This window comes from Streptomyces sp. PCS3-D2, from assembly GCF_000612545.2.
Classification (GTDB): domain Bacteria; phylum Actinomycetota; class Actinomycetes; order Streptomycetales; family Streptomycetaceae; genus Streptomyces.
Genome location: NZ_CP097800.1, coordinates 4,803,836 through 4,822,201 on the forward strand (window position 1 = coordinate 4,803,836; position 18,366 = coordinate 4,822,201).

Below are 18,366 nucleotides of genomic sequence, written 5' to 3' on the forward strand. Positions count from 1 at the left end.
TTCCCTCCGCCCCCGCCGAGCCGGGCGGATCCCCACCGATCGCAGTCGATCGCGGCCGGTCTCCGTCGAACTCCGCCCGTCCCCCGCCCGCCGAATCCTGTACCCCGTAAGGAAGTTCCATGCCCAGAACCCTCGTGCTCCGCGCCTGCGCCGCGGTCACCGGCAGCCTCGCCCTCACCGTCTCACTCACCGCCTGCGGCGGCTCCTCCACGGCCGGCCCCGCCGAGTCCGGGGAGACCGAGAAGGTCGTCACCGTCTACAGCGCCGACGGCCTCAAGGGCGAGAAGGGCGACGGCTGGTACGACCGGGTCTTCGCCGACTTCACCAAGAAGACCGGCATCGAGGTCAAGTACGTCGAGGGCGGCTCGGGTGAGATGGTGCAGCGCGCCGTCCGCGAGAAGACCAACACCCAGGCCGACGTGCTGATCACCCTGCCGCCCTTCATCCAGCAGGCCGACGGCAAGGGCCTGCTCCAGCCCTATGTGCCCCGGGGCGCCGACAAGGTCAACGGCGCGGACAAGTCCACCGACGGCAAGTGGACCTCGGTCGTCAACAACTACTTCGGCTTCGTCTACAACAAGAAGGAGCTCGCCGAGGCCCCCAGGACCTGGGAGGAGCTGCTGGACGCCCGCTACAAGGACAAGCTCCAGTACTCCACGCCGGGCGTCGCGGGCGACGGCACCGCCGTCCTCATCAAGTCGATGCACGACTTCGGCGGCAAGGAGCCGGCGATGGAGTACCTGAAGAAGCTCCAGGCCAACAACGTCGGCCCGTCCTCCTCCACCAGCAAGCTCGCGCCCAAGACCGACAAGGGCGAGCTGCTCGTGGCCAACGGCGACGTCCAGATGAACTTCGCGCAGTCCAAGTCCATGCCGAACCTGGGCATATGGTTCCCCGCGAAGGAGGGCGGCAGGCCCACCACCTTCGCCCTGCCGTACGCGGCGGGCCTGGTCGCCAAGGCCCCGCACTCCGAGAACGGCAGGAAGCTCCTCGACCACCTGCTCGGCGAGGAGGCCCAGCGGCTGGTCAGCGAGGTGGGCGGCGGCTTCCCGGCCCGCAGCGACGTCAAGCCGACCGACGCCAACGCCGTCGAACTCACCAGGCTCATGACGGGTGTCGAGATCTTCGAGCCGGACTGGGCGGACATCGACAAGAACCTCACCGACTACGTGGACGCGTGGAAGTCGGCAACCGGAAGCTGACCTGTCGCCTCCCGGTCACCCATGACCGGCACAGTGACACTCGCATAACGGGTCTGGACCGAAGACCGCACCTTCGGTCCGGGCCCGGCGCCGGCCGGGGGTGTCCTGCCGATCGCGCCGGGCCCGCGGGCCCTGGCACCGCACCCCCTGGCACCGCACCCCCTGGCACGTCACCCCCAGCGCCCCTTCCCACGTTCACTCCCGGAGGAGTTCGTGTCTCCTGCCGTCCCCGCCGTCCCTGCCGGACGCACCCTCGCCGTGGCCGCCACCGCCACCGCCCTGATCGCCGCCGCCCTCGGCGCCCCCACCGCCACCGCCGCCGCGGCCGGCACCAGCGACAAGGTCCTCGTCATCGGCGTCGACGGCGCGGTCCTCGACCGCGTCAAGGCCGCCGACGCCCCGCACCTGCAGGGCCTGATGGCCCAGGGGCTGACCGCCCGCAGCACCCTCTACGCGAGTCCGATGGCCGCCACCTCCTCGGGCCCCGGCTGGTCCACCATCGCCACCGGCGTCTGGCCCGACAAGCACGGGGTGAAGGACAACTCCTTCATCGGCAAGAACTACGCCGCCCACCCCGACTTCCTCACTCGCATCGAGAACGCCAAGCCGGCGCTCAACACGTACGCGGCCGCGGACTGGGAACCCATCACCTCCACCGACCAGAACGGCCCGATCTTCTCCGCCAAGGTCGACAAGCGCCTCTCCCTCAAGGGCGACCGCGACGGCTACCGCAAGGAGGACCCGAAGGTGGCCGCCGCGGCCGCCACGGAACTGCGCACCCAGAACCCGGACGCCGCCTTCGTCTACCTCGGCGAGATCGACGCCGCCGGCCACTCCCACGGCGCCGCCAGCCAGCAGTACCTCGACGCCGTCGCCCGCGTCGACGCCCTGGTCGGCCAGCTCCTCGCCGCCGTAGAGAACCGCCCGACGTACGGTCGGGAGAACTGGAAGATCCTGGTCACCACCGACCACGGCCACACCTCCTCGGGCGGCCACGGCGGCTCCACTCTCGCCGAACGCGGCACCTTCGTGATCGCCAAGGGCGCCGGGATCCCCGCCGGTTCGGTCCGCGACGACGTCAAGCTGGCCGACGTGGCCGCGACCGCCCTCGCCCAGGTCGGCGTCAGCGCCCCCGGCATCGACGGCGTCCCGCTGGGCTCCCCGGACGCCGACCCCTTCGACACCGTGCGCCCCGCCCTCCAGGCCCGGGTGGACGAGACGGGCATCCCGGCCGGAGTGAAGGGCTTCACGCACACCCCGCCCGCCGGCTGGTCCGTCGACAACTCGAAGATGGGCACGGGCGGTGTCAGCGAGTGGGCCGGCTGGGCCTTCGCGACCGACGAGTTCTGGACCCAGTCGCAGCGCGACCAGTGGCGCGAGCTGAACGTCCGCTCCCGTGACGTCTTCGCCGTCGCCGACTCCGACGAGTGGGACGACAAGGCCCACACCGGCACCTTCGACTCCACCCTCGTCACCCCCAAGTGGCCGGTCACGGGCGGCAGTACACGCACCCTCACCTTCCAGACGCACTACCGCCACGAGGCGGGCCAGACCGCCCAGGTCCTCGTCTCGTACAACGGCGCCGCCCCGACGGTGGTGAAGACCTACACCGCCGATGCCGTCGCCAAGACCGAGTCCCTCGCCCTCCAGGTCCCGACCGGAGCCACCGACGTCCAGGTCCGATTCCGTTACAGCGGCGACAACAACTGGTTCTGGACCGTCGACGACGTCCGGCTGGGCTGACCGCCCGCCCTCCCGCGTCCGGGCTGTGGACGGCCGAGACGTCCGCAGCCCGGCCCGGATAGGGTGGTACAGACCAGAGGCAGCAGGTCAGCGAGAGCGGAGAACAGTCCCGTGGCAGAGCGCAAGCCGATCGAATCGTGGCTCACCGACATGGACGGGGTCCTCATCCACGAGGGCACGCCGATCCCGGGCGCCGATGCCTTCATCAAGCGGCTGCGCGAGTCGGGCAAGCCCTTCCTGGTGCTGACCAACAACTCCATCTACACCCCGCGCGACCTCCAGGCCCGCCTCGCCCGCATGGGTCTGGACGTCCCCGTCGAGAACATCTGGACCTCCGCCCTGGCCACCGCGAAGTTCCTCGACGACCAGCGCCCCGGCGGCACGGCCTACGTCATCGGCGAGGCCGGTCTGACGACCGCCCTGCACGACATCGGCTACGTCCTCACCGACCACGAGCCCGACTACGTGGTGCTGGGCGAGACCCGCACCTACAGCTTCGAGGCCATGACCAAGGCGGTCCGCCTGATCAACGCCGGGGCGCGCTTCATCTGCACCAACCCCGACGAGACCGGTCCCTCCACCGAGGGCCCGCTCCCCGCCACCGGCGCCGTCGCCGCGCTGATCACCAAGGCGACCGGCAAGCAGCCGTACTTCGCGGGCAAGCCGAACCCGCTGATGATGCGCACCGGCTTGAACGCCATCGGCGCGCACTCGGAGACCAGCGCGATGATCGGCGACCGGATGGACACCGACGTGCTCGCCGGTCTGGAGGCCGGCATGCGGACCTTCCTGGTACTGACCGGGCTGACCAGTGAACAGGACACCGAGAAGTTCCCCTACCGCCCGACCGAGACGGTCGCCTCGATCGCGGACCTGGTCGACCTGGTCTGACGGACGGCGGCCCGTACGGCCGTCCGGGCGTACCGCGTTTGGGGCGTACGGCTGACACGTACGGCGCCGCTCCGGATGCGGAGCGGCCTGCCGCGCGTGAATCTCCTTGTCGAGGAGGTTCACCATGCGCAGTGTTCCGATCGCTGTCCGCACCGCCGCCGTGGCCGCCGCTCTGGCCGCGTTCTCCGCGGTGACCGTCGTGTCCGCGCCCGCCGCCCTCGCGGGTGAGGAGGACCGTGGCGACCGCGGCAGCATCACGGTCGACCCGAACCCGGCCGCCCCGGGAGCGCAGGTCAAGCTGCGGGTCCACGGCTGCGAGGGCAACCGGGGGGCGGCCAAGTCCTCCGTCTTCGTCTCGGACGCCGATCTCTACGGACGCGACGGCGGGCGCCGCAGTCCGCTCTACGGCGACGCGATGATCAGCTCGCACGCCTCGCCGGGCTGGCACGCCGTCCGGGTGTACTGCGACGGCGGTGAGAAGTTCACCGGCTCCGTGCAGGTCGCCGCCCGCCGCCACCCCTCCCACCACGCCTCGCCGATCTGGCCCGTCCACGCGGGCGGCGGCGGCATGGCGGACCGCCCGGCCGAGGCTCCCGGCCTGCTCACGGCGGCGAAGAAGGAGCACACGGGCGGCGACGGCCCGGGGACGCCGCACACGGTGATCGGCGCCGTGCTCGCCGCGGTGGCCACGCTGGCCGTCGCGGGCCGCGCCCTGGCCCTGCGCCGTCGCCGCAGCGGCGAGTGAGGCGGGCGGCGCGTGGGCGAGGAGTGGCGGACGGACGAGGCCAAGGCTTCCGCCGGGGGTCGGTTGCTGACCTTCGCGGCCTGGTCGGTGCTGGTGCTGGGCCTGTGGCTGTGGGGCCGTGAGCTGACCGTGCCGCCGGCCCCGCTCGCCGGGCAGGGCGGCGGAGGATTGAGCGCGGGGCTGCCGGCCGCGCACGCCCCCGTCGCGGGATCGCTGCCGCAGCGCGTCGACGTGCCGTCCATGGGGATCCAGGCCCCGGTGGTCTCCCGGGGTCTGGACAAGGACGGTGCGATCGATCCGCCGCCGTACGACAGCCCCGGCACGGTGGGCTGGTGGGGGCAGGGCGTCCAGCCGGGGGCGGTGGGGACGGCACTGATGGTGGGACACGTCGACACGCGGTCCAAGCCGGCGGTCTTCTACGGCCTGAGCACGGCGAAGCCGGGTGACAAGGTGCGCGTGGTGCGGGCGGACGGCTCCGTCGCCGAGTTCACGATCGAGGACGTACGGGTCTACGAGCGTGCTGCCTTCGACGCGCACAGGGCGTACGGCCCACGGGTGCCGGGCCGTGCGGAACTGCGGCTGGTGACCTGCGGGGGGACGTACGACAAGACGGCCAAGGAGTACACGGCGAACGTGGTGGTCTCCGCCTATCTCACCGGCGTGGGAGTCCGCTCCGGCACGTCGGTCTAGCGCGCCCGGCGCACGGAGCCCTCGCACGGGAACGAAGAAGCCCCTCACAGGTTTCCCTGTGAGGGGCTTCTTCCGTCTGTGCGCCGCCAGGGACTCGAACCCCGGACCCGCTGATTAAGAGTCAGCTGCTCTAACCAACTGAGCTAGCGGCGCTTGCTGACAGGGAAAACTCTACCCCACCTCCGCGGGTGCTCATGACCAGCCACGCCCACCTTGTCCGATTAACCCATGTTTGGGCAGTTTATCGTGCACGATATGTCTGCGCCGCCCGCATCTGACGCTCTACCAGATGCGGCCCCGGTCGACCACTGGAACAGCAGGGGAGTGGACGGAACCGCATGACGATGCAGCCCCCGGCGCATGTGCAGATGCCCATGCCCGCTTTCGAGGAGTACGAGCCCGCGGGCGACTGCGTGTGCCGGGGCTGCGCCCAGCGCCGCCGGGACCTCGCCCGCGCCGGAGCCATACCGCTTCGGGACGGCGGCCACCCCGCCGCGCGCGGCGCGCGGCGGGCGCTGGTCGTGGCCACCGCAGCCGGAGTGGTCCTCGGCGGTGGCGGCGGCACCGCGGTGGCCCTGAGCGCACCCGCCACCGGACCGGTGGCCCTCGACGACCCCGGCAGCCCGCAGGGCGGCCGCGCCCCCCTGCACGGCCCGAAGGGCATGCCGGGCAACCCCGGGGCGCCGGCCCGGCCCGGCGCCGTCAAGCGGATCGACCGCACGACGATCATCAACAGGGCCAAGCTGTGGCTGGACGCGCGGGTTCCGTACAGCATGTCCGCGTACTGGTCGGACGGCTACCGGCAGGACTGCTCGGGCTACGTCTCCATGGCCTGGAACCTCGGCTCGAACGAGTGGACCGGCAGCCTCGACACGTTCGCCACCAAGATCACGAAGGAGGAGTTGCTGCCGGGGGACATGCTGCTCTTCCACAACCCGGCGGACCCCAACAACGGCTCGCACGTGGTCCTCTTCGGCGGATGGGTCGACGAGACGCGCACCCACTACGTCGCCTACGAGCAGACGCGCCCCACGACGCGGAAGCAGGCCACGCCCTACGGCTACTGGGCCAATGCGGCGAAGTACGTCCCCTACCGGTTCAACGGGGTGACCGGCGGCATCGTCCCGGAGGCCCCGGGCACCGTCCCCGCCCCCGAAGCGCCGGCGGCGGGCCCGAAACCCGGCGACCCCGCCAGGACCTTCCCGGGCGCGGACACGTTCGGCCCGGGCGCCGTCAACGACCACGTCGCCCAGCTGGGCCGGATGCTGATCGAGCGCGGTGCCTACCGCTTCTACCCCAAGGGGGTGGCCGACCGGACGTGGAGCGACCACGATCGGCTCGCCACCCAGGCCTTCCAGCGGGCGCAGGGCTGGACGGGCGCCGACGCCGACGGCGTGCCCGGCGCGCACACCTGGCGCCTGCTCGTCGACAAGCAGGGCAAGAACATCCCGCCGACGGTGGGCGCGGCGCCCGGCCCCGGCGGCGTACGGGCCTACCCCGGCGCCGCGGTGTTCCGCCCGGGGCAGTCGCACCCGGCCATCGAGGCCCTCGGCCGACAGTTGGTGAAGAAGGGCTTCGGCAGGTACTACACGTCCGGGCCGGGCCCCCGCTGGGGCGAGGCCGACCGCCGCAACGTCGAGGCCTTCCAGCGCGCGCAGGGCTGGCGCGGGGCCGCGGCCGACGGCTATCCGGGCCCGGAAACGTGGCGTCGGTTGTTCGCATGACGGAGGTAACGATGTTTCCCACGCGCACCACCTCGACGACGGGCACCCTCCGCCTGCCGGCCGCGCCCGAGCCCGCCCCGACCTCCTTCGGTTGGGCCGCCACCACCCCGACCCTGTCCCTGCGGGCCGCACCCCCGCCGGCTGCGGAACGGGCTCCGTCCCACACCGGCGACGGGCCCGCCGCGCCGCCCGCCACCGGGTCCGTTCCGCCGCCGGCCGGTGAGGCCGTGCCCGGTCCCGTCCCGGTGCCCGCGGCCGCATCGGGTGCGGTGTCGGCGGAGCCGCCGGGGGAGTCCTGGCCCGCGCCCGCCGCATCGGCGGCGCCCGTTCCGACCCCGTCCGGGCCGGGGGAGCCGTGGCCCGTGCCCGTCGGGCACGGTTCGACGGCGGTGCCCGCCCGGCCCTCCGTATCGGCGCCGGCCGGGTCGGCCTCCTCCGGGCCGGCCCCCGCCGCCGTTGCGTGGCCCGCCGTCGCACCGCACGGGGTACCGGTTCCCGCCGGACAGGCCCCGCCCCGGGCTGCCGAGCCGTCTGCGGTGTCTGCCCGGCAGCCCGGGCCCGCCGCACAGACCCCGCAGACCCCGGACGGGTGCGGTTCCGCGGCCGTGCCGGGGGCGGTGCTCGCGGGGGTGCCCGCAGCGCAGGCCCCGCGGGCCGTACCGCTCGGCACGTACGCCGTGCCCCCGGCGGTGGAGCAGCCCGTGGGGCCCGCCCCGGAGACGGCCTCCGAGCCGCCCGCCGTTCCGGCGCCCGCCGGTGAGGCCGAGCCTCTGGCGGCGCGGGCGCCGCACGCGTCCTCGTCGCAGCCGGCGCCCCGCCCGGCGGACAGGGTTTCCGGACCCCTCCTCCCTGCTCCTGCGGCGGCTCCGCTCGCGCACGGCGAGACGGCCGGGGTGGACGACGGCTCCGGCCGCGTCCCGGCGCCGGGTCCGCAGGCGGCCGAGGCGGCCGAGGCCGCGGCGCGGGGGCGGGCCGAGCCCGAGCACACCCGGGCGGGCTCGGAGGGCGGACGGCCGGACGCCGGTGTCCCGCACCCGCAGTGCGGGGAGCGCGAGGAGTCCGGTGCCGCCCCGAACTCGGGCGTGCCCGGACCGGGCGTCGCCGAGATCGTCGCCCGGGCGGTGACGCGCGCCATGGAGGAGGACAGCGCCCGGGACCTCCCGAACGCCGCCGCCCCCCACCGCGGGACCGCCGTCACCGAGGTCCCGTTGCACCTCCCGTTCCGTGCCGCGTCGACCGGCCTCCTGCCCCAGCGCGCCCCCGCGGCGGTGGCCCGCCCCGTGCGCCCCGCCCCCGGCCGCCGGGTCCCCCGCGGCGACGACCAGCTCCGCGAGCACCGTGGCCCGGTGCTGCCCGGCTGGGTCGGCGTGGCCGTCGGCGGCCTCGCCCTCGTCGGCTGCACGGCGGTGCTCTGGCGGGCGGGGGCCGTCCCCGACGCCTTCGCGGCCGCGTTCGGGGCCGCCCCCCGCGCCTACCGCGGACTGCGTGCCGCCGACTGGCCGCCGCTGGCCTTCCTCGGCGTCGTGGCCCTCGTGGCGCTCGGCGGCCTCGGCCGGGCGCGTACCGGCCACGCCTGGGTGCTCACGCTCTTCGGCCGCTACCGCGGCACGGTCCGCCGAACCGGTCTGACCTGGGTCAGCCCTCTCCTGCTGCGCCGCCGGGTGGACGTACGCCTGCGCCACTGGCGCAGCGACCCGATGCCCGCCGTCGACTCCGGCGGACTGGCCCTCCAGGTGGTTGTCCAGGTCGTCTGGCAGGTCAAGGACACCGCCCGTGCCACGCTCGCCGTCGCGGACCACACCGGATACCTCGCCGAGCAGGTCGAGTCCGCCATGGCCCGCGTGCTCTCCCAGCTTCCGGCGGACGCCTTCCACGAGGACGCCCCGACCCTGCGCGACGCCGAGGCCGTCGGCGACGCGCTGACCCGGATGCTGGCGGCCGAGACCGAGGCGGTCGGGATCGAGGTGTTCTCGGCCCAGCCGACCCGGATCGAGTACGCGGCCGAGGTCGCCGAGGCCATGCGCCGCCGCCGGGTCGCGGCGATCGACGCCAAGCATCGGGACACGGTGCTGGCCTCGGTGGTGGACGCGGTGGACGACACCGTCCACCGGCTGACCTCGCGCGGACTCGTCGAGCTCGACGACTACGAGCGCAAGGCCCTGGTGAAGGACCTCACGGTCGCCTTCTGCACGGGACGCGCCGACTAGGGCCGGCCGGGGGCGTGGGGCAGGCGGGGCCTTCGCGATGCGCCCGGGCGGGGCCGGGGCACGTACCGCGTCGGGAGCGGGAGCGGGAACGGGTGGCCGGAAGAGACCGGACCACCCGTTCTCTCATTGGTATGGACATGGCCAACTCTCGTCAATAATCTGGGACTTGGTCTAGACCTGAATCCCCTGCGCGCGCTCGCCGAACTCCCCCCACGTCCAAGGAGCATCATGCGTAACGTCCGCGTGCCCGGACGGGCCGGCGTCGCCGCGCTCGGTCTCGGCCTCGTTGCCGCAGTCACCCTCGTCGGCGCCCCCAGCGCCAGCGGTCACGGCTACACCGACACCCCCATCAGCCGCCAGAAGCTCTGTGCCAACAGGACGGTCTCCGACTGTGGTGCGATCCAGTGGGAGCCGCAGAGCGTCGAGGGCTTCAAGGGCTTCCCGGCCGCCGGCCCCGCCGACGGCAAGATCTGTTCCGGAGGCCTTTCGCAGTTCGCCGAGCTCGACAACCCGCGCGGCGGCGCCTGGCCCACCACCAAGGTGACCAGCGGTCAGGGCTATTCCTTCCGGTGGCAGTTCACTGCCAACCACTCCACCACCGACATCAAGTACTACGTCACCAAGAACGGCTGGACCGGCACCAAGGCCCTCACCCGCGCCGATCTCGAACCCCAGCCCTTCCTCACCGTCGCCTACAACGGCGCCCGCCCCGCGATGACCACCGTGCACCAGGGCGCCATGCCAAGCGGCAAGACGGGCCGGCACCTCATCCTGGCGGTCTGGACCGTCAACGACACCCCGATGGCCTTCTACGCCTGCTCGGACGTTCAGTTCTGACCGTACGTCAGCTACCCTCCGGCGGCATGCGGACGACGACAGCACCCGAAACCGTCGCGGAGCTCATAGCGCGCCAATGGGGCGACCACCGGCCCGGGCTGAAGCACGCGGAAGGCGTCCTCACCCACCACCGGACCGCCCGCGAAGCCGCCGCACGCGCCGCGCTCCTCGTCGACCTCATGCCCGCGGAGGCCGAGCCGCACCTCGGGGTCCTGCTCGACAACACCCCCGAGTTCCCGTTCTGGCTCGGCGCGGCGGCCCTCGCCGGGGCCGCCGTCGCCGGGATCAACCCCACCCGGCGCGGCCCCGAGCTGGCCCGGGACATCCTGCACACCGAGTGCCGGCTCCTGATCACCGAGCCCGCCCACCTTCCCCTGCTGCGCGGCCTCGACCTGCCGGGCGTACGCGTCCTGATCACCGGCACCGAGGAGTACGAGGCCCTCCTCGCGCCCTACGCGGCCGCCAAGCCCGGCGACGCCGCACTGCGCACCCCCGGCCCGGACTCCCGCCTCCTCCTCTACTTCACCTCCGGCTCCACCGGCGCTCCCAAGGCCGCCATCTGCAGCCAGGGCCGGCTCGCCGCCGCCGGAGCCTCGCTGGCCCGCAGCTTCTCCGTCGGCCCGGCCGACGTCCACTACGTGTGCATGCCGCTCTTCCACGGCAACGCCGTCATCGCCGACTGGCTCCCGGCGCTCGTCGGCGGGGCCGCGGTGGCCCTGCGGCGGCGCTTCTCCGCCTCGGCGTTCCTGGACGACGTACGGGCGTACGAGGCCACCTACTTCACCTACGTCGGGCGGGCGATCCAGTACCTGCTGGCCACCGGGCCCCGCCCCGACGATCGTGTCCACCGCCTGCGGCTCGGCTTCGGCACCGAGGCCGGGGCGGTGGACGCGGCACGCTTCGCCGAGCGATTCGGCGTCCGCCTGGTGGAGGGCTACGGCGCCACCGAGGGCGGCGCCTCGATCCAGCGCACCCCGGACACCCCGCCGGGCGCCCTGGGGCGGGCGGGTGCGGGCGACGACCTGGCGGTCATCGACCCGGAGACGGGCGCGGAATGCCCTCCGGCCGTCCTGGACGGGGGCGGCCGCCTCCTCAGCGGCTCGGCCGCCATCGGGGAACTCGTCAACCGGGGCCACAGCCTGTTCGAGGGCTACTGGCGCAACCCCGAGGCGGAGGCCGACCGCACCCGCGACGGCTGGTACTGGACGGGCGACCTGTTCTTCCGCGACGCGGCGGGCTTCCTCTACTTCGCGGGCCGCACCGACGACCGGCTCCGCGTCGACAGCGAGAACCTCGCCGCAGCGGTGATCGAGAACATCCTGGCCCGCTGGCCGCAGGCAGCCGCGGTGGCCGTCTACGGGGTCCCGGACGAGGTCGCCGGCGACCAGGTGATGGCGGCCCTGTCCCTCCGGGAGGGGGCGGAGTTCTCCCCGGACGCCTTCGCCGCCTTCCTCGCCGACCAGCCGGATCTGGGCACGAAGATGCTTCCGCGCTATGTCCGCGTCGTCCCGGAGATGCCGGTCACCGCGACGAACAAGGTCCACCGGGTGTCCCTGCGCCGGGCGGGCTTCCGATGTGCCGACCCGGTCTGGCACCGGTCCCCCGCGGGGGGCTACACCCTCCTGACCCCGCCCGAGCTCATGGCCCTGCTGGCCCGGTACGCGGCGCAGGGCCGCACGGACCTCCTCGACCGCGAAGCGGGCCGCCGCTAAGGAGGGCGGTGTTCCGGAACGGAGAAAGGCGCAGGTGGGGAGTGGGCTCGGGGCCGTCCGGGCCGGGGCGGCCGCCCGCCGCGGGTACCCGCGCGGGGCGTGGTGTGGAGCACCCCTGAGGACCGGGTAGTATTTTCTCTGTCAGCAGGCGCCGCTAGCTCAGTTGGTTAGAGCAGCTGACTCTTAATCAGCGGGTCCGGGGTTCGAGTCCCTGGCGGCGCACCTGTCCTTCGGGCGGTTTCCGGTTCACCGGGAACCGCCCGAAGTGTTTTCCGGCCGGCCCCGAACGGTCTCGCCCGGGCCTCCTGCTGTGGGCCACTGGTCGGCGCCACCTCCCGCTGGGGCGCCGCTAGAGGGTGAGCGACAGCAGCAGCGGCGCGGCCTTCCGGTTCAGGGTGTCGGCCGCGGCGCGCAGCCGGTGCGCGTGCTCGACCGGCATCGACAGCGCCAGGCAGCCGACCGAGGCCCCCGCCGTGATCGGGACGGCCGCGCAGACCGTGCCCACGGCGTACTCCTGCAGGTCCAGCATCGGGACGGTGGCCGGCTGGGCGTCCAGCTTGGAGAAGAGGACCCGCTCGTTCACGATCGTCTTCGACGTGAGCCGGGCGATCTTGTGTCGGGACAGGTGGTCGCGCCGCCCGTTCAGGTCCAACTGGGTCAGCAGGCACTTGCCGACCGCGCTGGCGTGCGCAGCCGACCGGAAGTCGACCCACTCGTGGACCTTCGGGGTGCGAGGGCTGTCCGCGAACTGCGTGATCCTGACCTCGCCGTCCACGTACCGGCTGATGTAGACGGCCGCGCCGACCGAATCGCGCAGCCGGTCGAGGGTCTCTTGGAGGTTGTCGGTCAGGGCCTGCTGGCGGTCGGTGCCGGACCCGAGCAGGACGAGGGAGTCCCCTATGGCGTACGCGCCGTCCGCCACCTGCAGGACGTATCCCTCCCGGCGCAGCATCAACAGCATGGGGGCGAGATGGACTGCGGGCAGGCCGGTCTCACGCGCGATCTGCATGTCGGTCACACCGCCGGTGTGCCGTGCGATCGTTTCGAGTACGCGCAGTGCGTACTGCACCGAGTGGAACGGCGCGGTCGGCTCGGGCTTCAGCGCCACGGTTTCCCCCCTAGCAGGTTGTTACCGCTTGCCTTACCACGATAGCCATCAAGAGGCCCCTGTGGAGCGTCGGTTGGGGAGATTGATGGCTCGATCGCGTCCGTCTGCCTCGATCTATGACGCAGGCATATGCCGTGGTCACACGTCCCGCGCCGTCGCTCCGGGAATGCCCGGCGACCGGTCACGGTTCGAGTTCTTCGTACGGTTTCGCGCGGACGTCGCGCGGACGTGGACGACGGTACGGGAGCGACGATGAGTGACACCGGGGACGCGGGCGGCGCGGCGAGCGGGCGGCGCGGAGGCGGCGCCGACGGCCCGGCCGTCGATGCGCAGGACGGCCCCGGCGGCATACGGGGTACCGCCCTCGGCCGGGCGCCCGTACCGCTCTCCGTCCTGGACCTGGTCACCGTCGGCGCCGGCAGCACCGCGCACGACTCCCTGCGCACCAGTGTGGCGATCGCGCGCCTCGCCGAATCCCGCGGCTACCACCGCCACTGGGTCGCCGAGCACCATTCCATGCCCGGCGTCGCCAGCTCCTCGCCGGCCGTGATCCTGGCCCACCTCGCCGCGCACACCTCCCGCATCCGGCTCGGCTCCGGCGGGGTGATGCTGCCCCATCATGCCCCGCTCGCCGTCGCCGAACAGTTCGGCACCCTGGAGGCGCTCGCCCCGGGGCGGATCGACCTCGGGCTCGGCCGGGCCCCCGGCACCGACGGCCGCACGGCCGCCGCACTGCGCGGGCCCGGACGGCTCGATGAGGGTGCGGACGAGTTCCCGCGCCGGCTCGCGGAGCTCACCCGCTTCCTCGACGACGACTTCCCCGACGGGCATCCGTACGCCCGCGTGCACGCCGTACCGGGCCCGGTGCAGGGTCCGGCCGGGCGGCCGCCGCTATGGCTGCTCGGCTCCTCCGGCTTCAGTGCGCAGCTCGCCGGAGAGCTGGGCCTGCCCTTCGCCTACGCCCACCACTTCTCGGCGGCGGGCACGCTGCCCGCGCTCGACCTCTACCGCAGGAGCTTCCGGCCCTCGGCCGTCCTGGATGCCCCCTACGCCGTCATCGGGGTGTCGGCGCTCGCCGCCGACACCGACGAGGAGGCCCGCGCCCAGGTGCTCACGGGCGCGCTGTCGATGCTGCGGCTGCGCGCCGGGCGCCCGGGGCTGGTGCCCACGCCCGAGGAAGCGGCCGCGTACCCCTACACCCCGCTGGAGCGGGAGTTCGTGGACGGCTGGCTCGCCAACATCGTCCACGGCACATCCGGCGCGGTCGCCGACGGCCTCGACGGCCTCGCCCGACGCACCGGGGCGGACGAGCTGATGCTGACGACCAACGCCCACAGCGGGGCCGCGCGACTGCGCTCCTACGCTCTGGTCGCCGATGCCTACGGCATGCCGGAGTCGGCGCCCTCGGTCGGCTGACGTCAGGAGAACGGGGTTTGGCTGGTTTGTTGCCGAAACCTTGCCGGAGGCTGTCTCAAGGGAGCCTTAAACCGCTCGTCACCCGGGGTGGCGAGCGGTTTCTGATGTGCGCTCACGTCTCTGACTTGGGTAAATGGCGCGGGAGTGGTCTAGTCCTTCTTTGGTCCGAACCATTGACGCGGGGCGTGAGTGATCGCTATCACTTCTCTCACCCGAACCTCCAGCACTCTCCTCCCAGCCCCCCCGGAGGCAGTACATGCACATCCGTAAACCCTTCGCCGCGGCCGCCGCAACGGTCGCGCTGGCAGCCGGAGCGCTTGCCTCCTTCGCGGGACTCGGCACCGCCCAGGCCGCCGACGCCGCGGCCGGAGCCACGGCGGGCGGCGTCCGCATCGCCTACTACGACCAGTGGAGCGTGTACGGGAACGCCTTCTACCCCAAGCACCTCGACACCCGGGGCATAGCGAGCAAGCTGGACATCATCAACTACTCGTTCGGCAACATCCACCCCACCGAGCTCACCTGCTTCGAGGCGAACAAGGCGGCCGGCGACGACAACAACCCCAACGCCGGTGACGGCGCGGGCGACAGCTACGCCGACTACCAGAAGTCCTTCAGCGCGGCCGACAGCGTGGACGGCGTCGCCGACAAGTGGGACCAGCCGATCGTGGGCGTCTTCAACCAGTTCAAGGAACTGAAGGCCAAGTACCCCCACCTGAAGATCAACATCTCGCTGGGCGGCTGGACGTACTCCAAGTACTTCCACGACGCGGCCAAGACCGACGCCTCCCGCAAGAAGTTCGTCGCCTCCTGCATCAAGCAGTACATCAAGGGTGACCTCCCGGTGGAGGGCGGCTTCGGCGGTCCCGGCACCGCGGCGGGCATCTTCGACGGCATCGACATCGACTGGGAGTACCCGGGCTCCTCCGGCGGCCACCTGGGCAACCACTACGGCCCCGAAGACAAGCAGAACTTCACCCTGCTGCTCCAGGAGTTCCGCAAGCAGCTCGACGCCGAGGGCGCGGCCAACGGCGGCAAGAAGTACATGCTGACCGCGGCCCTCCCGGCCGGCCAGGACAAGATCAAGTACATCGAGACCGACAAGATCGGCCAGTACTTGGACTACGCCAACATCATGACGTACGACATGCACGGGGCCTGGGACGGCGACGGGCCGACGTACCACCAGTCCCCGCTGTACCCGTCCGCGGCCGACCCGACCGACCCGATCGCGCCGGGCACCGAGAAGTACAGCATCGACAACGCCATCGACTCCTGGATCGACGGCAACCCGGCCTACGGCATCACCGGCGGCTTCCCCGCCGACAAGCTGACCCTGGGCTACGAGTTCTACTACCGCGGCTGGAAGGGCGTTCCGGCCGGCAGCACCAACGGCCTCGCCCAGACCGCGACCGGCGGCTCCGCCGCGCGACCGCTCAGCCAGCAGGCGGGCATCGCGCACTACAAGGAGCTCGGCGGCATCGTCGACAACCCGGCGACCACCTTCTGGGACGACCAGTCGAAGTCCTCGTACTTCTACAAGGACGGCGAGTTCTTCACGGGCCTGAACCAGAAGTCCATCCAGGCCCGGGTCGACTACGGCAAGCAGCGCGGCCTGGCCGGCGCGATGATGTACTCCCTGCTCGGCCTCGACAACAACGCCACGCTGCTGGGCCAGATCTCCGACGCCCTGGGCGGCACCACGGTCCCGCCGACCACGCCTCCCACGACGCCGCCGACCACCACGCCGCCGACGACGACCCCGCCGACCACGCAGCCTCCGACCGGCTGCGGCTCGACCCCGGCCTACGTCGCGGGCACGATCTACACCGCAGGCAACGAGGTCTCCCACAACGGCCGCACGTACAAGGCCCAGTGGTGGACGCAGAACGAGACGCCGGGCACCACCGGTGAATGGGGTGTCTGGAAGGACCTCGGCGCCTGCTGATCTCCCCCCACCCCGCGCCGAGCGACGCCTCCGCCCCGCCCCCTCTCCCAGGGGCGGGGCGGAGGTGTGTGACATGGTTGCCGGATTCCGGACACCCTGCCGTAGTGACCTCGTTACGCTCGGCCACAAGCCCGCTTCCCGCTTGGGGGTGCCGTCCCATGGTCCTGGCCCGCGACATCGATCCCAGCGCCTCGCCGCTGGACTACTACAGCTACGAGCTGCGCCGCCTGAGAGAGGAAGCGGGCCTGAAACAGTCGCAGCTCGGCGCGATCATCTTCTGCACGGGCTCCCTGATCGGCATGGTCGAAAACGGCCGCCGCGTCCCGACCCGCGACTTCTCGGAGCGGGTGGATGCGGCCCTGAATACGGGCGGGGTGTTCTCCCGCCTGGTGGGGCTTGTCCTGCGGACCCAGTTGCCGAACTGGTTCCAGGCGTACGCCGAGATGGAAGCGAGGGCCACACACATCTCTTCGTTCCAGCCGCAGCTGGTGTACGGACTCCTGCAGACGGAGAGGTACGCGCGAGCGGTACTTCGCGCAGGGTGGGGCGAGAGCCTCGATGACGCGGTTGCGGCTCGGTTGGAACGCCAGCGCATCCTCAGCAGGGAGCGTCCGCCACTGGTCTGGGTGGTCTTGGACGAGGCCGTGCTGCACCGCCCGTTCGAGAGTCCCGAGATCATGCGGGAGCAACTGGACCGGTTGCTGGAGTTTCGGGACCTGAGGACCGTGCGTATTCAGATCCTCCCGTTCAGCTCCGGGCAACACCCGGCCACAGTAGGGGCGTTCAATGTTCTCCGATTCGAGAAGGAACCGGATGTCGTCTACGCCGAGAGCTACGGCTCGGCCCATGTGACGGCGAATCCCGAGACGGCCAGCGACTGTGCACATCGCTACGATCATCTGCAGGCTGCCGCGCTCTCCATGGACGATTCCGCGGCACTGATCGCCCGCGTACGGGAGGAACGTTATGGGAACCCAGAACAGTCTGACGGGCGCGCTTTGGCGTAAGTCCAGCTACAGCGGTGGGACCGGCGGCGACTGCGTCGAGTGCGCCCCGCTCGACGGCGCCGCCTGGCGCAAGGCTTCGTACAGCAGCACCAACGGCGGCGAGTGCGTCGAGGTGGCCGCGCAGCCGTGCCGGGTCGCCGTCCGGGATTCCAAGAACCCCGACGGGCCCGCCTTCACCGTCGGGGCGGCGGCGTTCGCCGCCTTCGCCTGCAGCGTCTGACCCGCCGAGCCGCTTCGAGGCAGGCCCTCGAAGCGGCTCGTGGTGCGGGTGGGGCCGGTCAGACCTGGTACTGGCCGACCGTGATGAAGTGCCGCAGCTCCTCGGGGGTGCCCTCGATCGCCTTCTCGGCGGCGGCGCGCAGCGCGGCGCTGATGCCCGGGCGGGCCAGGATGCGGGCGACGTCCACGCGGTCGTCCTCGGCCCGGGCGAGCCGCAGCCCGGTGGCGAGGAACGCCGCACGGTCGGCCGGGGTGCCGTCCAGGGCCTTGCTGGCCTCGCGCTTGACGCCCTTTCCGGTGGCCGGGTTGGTGTGCAGGATGCGGGCGATGGCGACCATGTTGTCTTCGTCCTGAGCCTTGGCGTAGCCGGTGGTCAGGAAGGCGACGCGGTCCTCGGGCGTGCCGCTGAGGGCACTGTTCGCCTCGCGGATCACACCCCTGCCGCTCGCCGGGTCGGCGAGGATGCGGGCGATGGCGACCATGTTGTCCTCGTCCTGAGCCTTGGCGTAGCCGGTGGTCAGGAAGGCGACGCGGTCCTCGGGCGTGCCGCTGAGGGCACTGTTCGCCTCGCGGATCACACCCCTGCCGCTCGCCGGGTCGGCGAGGATGCGGGCGATGGCGGCGGTGTTCTCCGCGTCCGAGCCGATCACCGTGCTCGCCGACGCCGTGACCGGCGCGGCGGTGGCCAGGGACGGAGTGGCGAGCAGCAGGGCCGGTGCCAGGGCGCCGACGGTCAGGGCGAGGGCGGTGCGGGTCATTTTCATGGGGTCCCCCGGATCGAAAGAGCTGTCCGGTCGCGACAGCAAGACGATCTTCGCAAGGGGGATCCGGTGGGACAACTGCCCAGTAGGCCAGGCCGTTCGGTTCCCGTCGGCGGCCAATCTCACACTCCCGAACGTCCGCCGGCCGCCGGCCGC

Annotated in this window: 15 protein-coding genes and 2 tRNA genes; 14 read left to right on the forward strand and 3 right to left on the reverse strand. The window is 72.3% G+C overall.

The features are described 5' to 3' along the window. The first annotated feature begins 119 nt into the window (after positions 1-119). The 5 genes from AW27_RS21155 to AW27_RS21175 all read left to right on the forward strand — a co-directional run bounded on the left by AW27_RS21155 (position 120) and on the right by AW27_RS21175 (position 5,271). Positions 120-1,202, forward strand: coding sequence for a 2-aminoethylphosphonate ABC transporter substrate-binding protein (locus AW27_RS21155; RefSeq protein WP_037923416.1), 1,083 nt, complete (start codon positions 120-122; stop codon positions 1,200-1,202). Between the two features lie 213 nt (positions 1,203-1,415). Further along, positions 1,416-2,945: an alkaline phosphatase family protein gene (locus tag AW27_RS21160; RefSeq protein ID WP_052030829.1), complete on the forward strand. Its 1,530-nt coding sequence runs from the start codon at positions 1,416-1,418 to the stop codon at positions 2,943-2,945. Positions 2,946-3,056: 111 nt separating this feature from the next. Continuing rightward, complete coding sequence (locus AW27_RS21165; protein ID WP_037923419.1) at positions 3,057-3,836, forward strand: HAD-IIA family hydrolase; 780 nt, start codon at positions 3,057-3,059, stop codon at positions 3,834-3,836. 124 nt (positions 3,837-3,960) lie between these two features. Next, positions 3,961-4,581: a hypothetical protein gene (locus tag AW27_RS21170; RefSeq protein WP_037923423.1), complete on the forward strand. Its 621-nt coding sequence runs from the start codon at positions 3,961-3,963 to the stop codon at positions 4,579-4,581. Between the two features lie 12 nt (positions 4,582-4,593). Beyond that, positions 4,594-5,271 carry a class F sortase gene (locus AW27_RS21175; protein ID WP_037923425.1) on the forward strand — a complete coding sequence of 226 codons (678 nt, stop codon included), beginning with the start codon at positions 4,594-4,596 and terminating at the stop codon, positions 5,269-5,271. Between the two features lie 79 nt (positions 5,272-5,350). On the opposite strand, the gene AW27_RS21180 is transcribed toward AW27_RS21175, so the two are convergent. After that, a tRNA-Lys gene (locus AW27_RS21180) sits at positions 5,351-5,424 on the reverse strand. Positions 5,425-5,639: 215 nt separating this feature from the next. Between AW27_RS21180 and AW27_RS21185 the strand changes: the two genes are divergently transcribed. The 5 genes from AW27_RS21185 to AW27_RS21205 all read left to right on the forward strand — a co-directional run bounded on the left by AW27_RS21185 (position 5,640) and on the right by AW27_RS21205 (position 11,973). Beyond that, positions 5,640-6,995: a peptidoglycan-binding protein gene (locus tag AW27_RS21185; RefSeq protein WP_037924268.1), complete on the forward strand. Its 1,356-nt coding sequence runs from the start codon at positions 5,640-5,642 to the stop codon at positions 6,993-6,995. 11 nt (positions 6,996-7,006) lie between these two features. Beyond that, complete coding sequence (locus tag AW27_RS21190) at positions 7,007-9,202, forward strand: SPFH domain-containing protein (protein ID WP_236647691.1); 2,196 nt, start codon at positions 7,007-7,009, stop codon at positions 9,200-9,202. Positions 9,203-9,430: 228 nt separating this feature from the next. Then, positions 9,431-10,039, forward strand: coding sequence for a lytic polysaccharide monooxygenase auxiliary activity family 9 protein (locus AW27_RS21195; RefSeq protein WP_052030831.1), 609 nt, complete (start codon positions 9,431-9,433; stop codon positions 10,037-10,039). A gap of 26 nt (positions 10,040-10,065) precedes the next feature. Beyond that, the gene (locus tag AW27_RS21200; protein WP_037923427.1) at positions 10,066-11,751 is read left to right on the forward strand and encodes an AMP-binding protein; all 1,686 of its coding nucleotides are present in this window, start codon (positions 10,066-10,068) and stop codon (positions 11,749-11,751) included. Between the two features lie 148 nt (positions 11,752-11,899). After that, positions 11,900-11,973: transfer RNA gene (locus AW27_RS21205), tRNA-Lys, on the forward strand. A 127-nt stretch (positions 11,974-12,100) separates the two neighbouring features. On the opposite strand, the gene AW27_RS21210 is transcribed toward AW27_RS21205, so the two are convergent. Further along, positions 12,101-12,859: an IclR family transcriptional regulator gene (locus tag AW27_RS21210; RefSeq protein WP_037923429.1), complete on the reverse strand. Its 759-nt coding sequence runs from the start codon at positions 12,857-12,859 to the stop codon at positions 12,101-12,103. Positions 12,860-13,111: 252 nt separating this feature from the next. Between AW27_RS21210 and AW27_RS21215 the strand changes: the two genes are divergently transcribed. The 4 genes from AW27_RS21215 (at position 13,112) to AW27_RS21230 (ending at position 17,450) form a co-directional block, all read left to right on the forward strand. After that, entirely contained in the window at positions 13,112-14,275 is a 1,164-nt protein-coding gene (locus AW27_RS21215) for an LLM class flavin-dependent oxidoreductase (protein WP_078556636.1), read from the forward strand. A gap of 256 nt (positions 14,276-14,531) precedes the next feature. Then, positions 14,532-16,223, forward strand: coding sequence for a glycosyl hydrolase family 18 protein (locus AW27_RS21220; RefSeq protein ID WP_037923432.1), 1,692 nt, complete (start codon positions 14,532-14,534; stop codon positions 16,221-16,223). A 158-nt stretch (positions 16,224-16,381) separates the two neighbouring features. After that, complete coding sequence (locus AW27_RS21225; RefSeq protein ID WP_037923434.1) at positions 16,382-17,230, forward strand: helix-turn-helix domain-containing protein; 849 nt, start codon at positions 16,382-16,384, stop codon at positions 17,228-17,230. Then, a complete protein-coding gene (locus AW27_RS21230) occupies positions 17,190-17,450 on the forward strand; it encodes a DUF397 domain-containing protein (RefSeq protein WP_037923436.1) in 261 nt (86 codons plus the stop codon). The genes AW27_RS21225 and AW27_RS21230 overlap by 41 nt, the downstream gene beginning before the upstream one ends. Before the next feature lie 58 nt (positions 17,451-17,508). On the opposite strand, the gene AW27_RS21235 is transcribed toward AW27_RS21230, so the two are convergent. Continuing rightward, complete coding sequence (locus tag AW27_RS21235) at positions 17,509-18,213, reverse strand: ALF repeat-containing protein (RefSeq protein ID WP_037923438.1); 705 nt, start codon at positions 18,211-18,213, stop codon at positions 17,509-17,511. Between the last annotated feature and the right edge of the window lie 153 nt (positions 18,214-18,366).

Excerpts from the sequence above, each read along its gene's own strand:
- AW27_RS21155 (WP_037923416.1), top strand. The coding sequence starts at position 120 with ATGCCCAGAACCCTCGTGCTCCGCGCCTGCGCCGCGGTCACCGGCAGC.
- AW27_RS21170 (WP_037923423.1), top strand. The coding sequence starts at position 3,961 with ATGCGCAGTGTTCCGATCGCTGTCCGCACCGCCGCCGTGGCCGCCGCT.
- AW27_RS21185 (WP_037924268.1), top strand. The coding sequence starts at position 5,640 with ATGCCCATGCCCGCTTTCGAGGAGTACGAGCCCGCGGGCGACTGCGTG.
- AW27_RS21190 (WP_236647691.1), top strand. The coding sequence starts at position 7,007 with ATGTTTCCCACGCGCACCACCTCGACGACGGGCACCCTCCGCCTGCCG.
- AW27_RS21195 (WP_052030831.1), top strand. The coding sequence starts at position 9,431 with ATGCGTAACGTCCGCGTGCCCGGACGGGCCGGCGTCGCCGCGCTCGGT.
- AW27_RS21200 (WP_037923427.1), top strand. The coding sequence starts at position 10,066 with ATGCGGACGACGACAGCACCCGAAACCGTCGCGGAGCTCATAGCGCGC.
- AW27_RS21215 (WP_078556636.1), top strand. The coding sequence starts at position 13,112 with ATGAGTGACACCGGGGACGCGGGCGGCGCGGCGAGCGGGCGGCGCGGA.
- AW27_RS21220 (WP_037923432.1), top strand. The coding sequence starts at position 14,532 with ATGCACATCCGTAAACCCTTCGCCGCGGCCGCCGCAACGGTCGCGCTG.
- AW27_RS21225 (WP_037923434.1), top strand. The coding sequence starts at position 16,382 with ATGGTCCTGGCCCGCGACATCGATCCCAGCGCCTCGCCGCTGGACTAC.
- AW27_RS21230 (WP_037923436.1), top strand. The coding sequence starts at position 17,190 with ATGGGAACCCAGAACAGTCTGACGGGCGCGCTTTGGCGTAAGTCCAGC.
- AW27_RS21235 (WP_037923438.1), bottom strand. The coding sequence starts at position 18,213 with ATGAAAATGACCCGCACCGCCCTCGCCCTGACCGTCGGCGCCCTGGCA.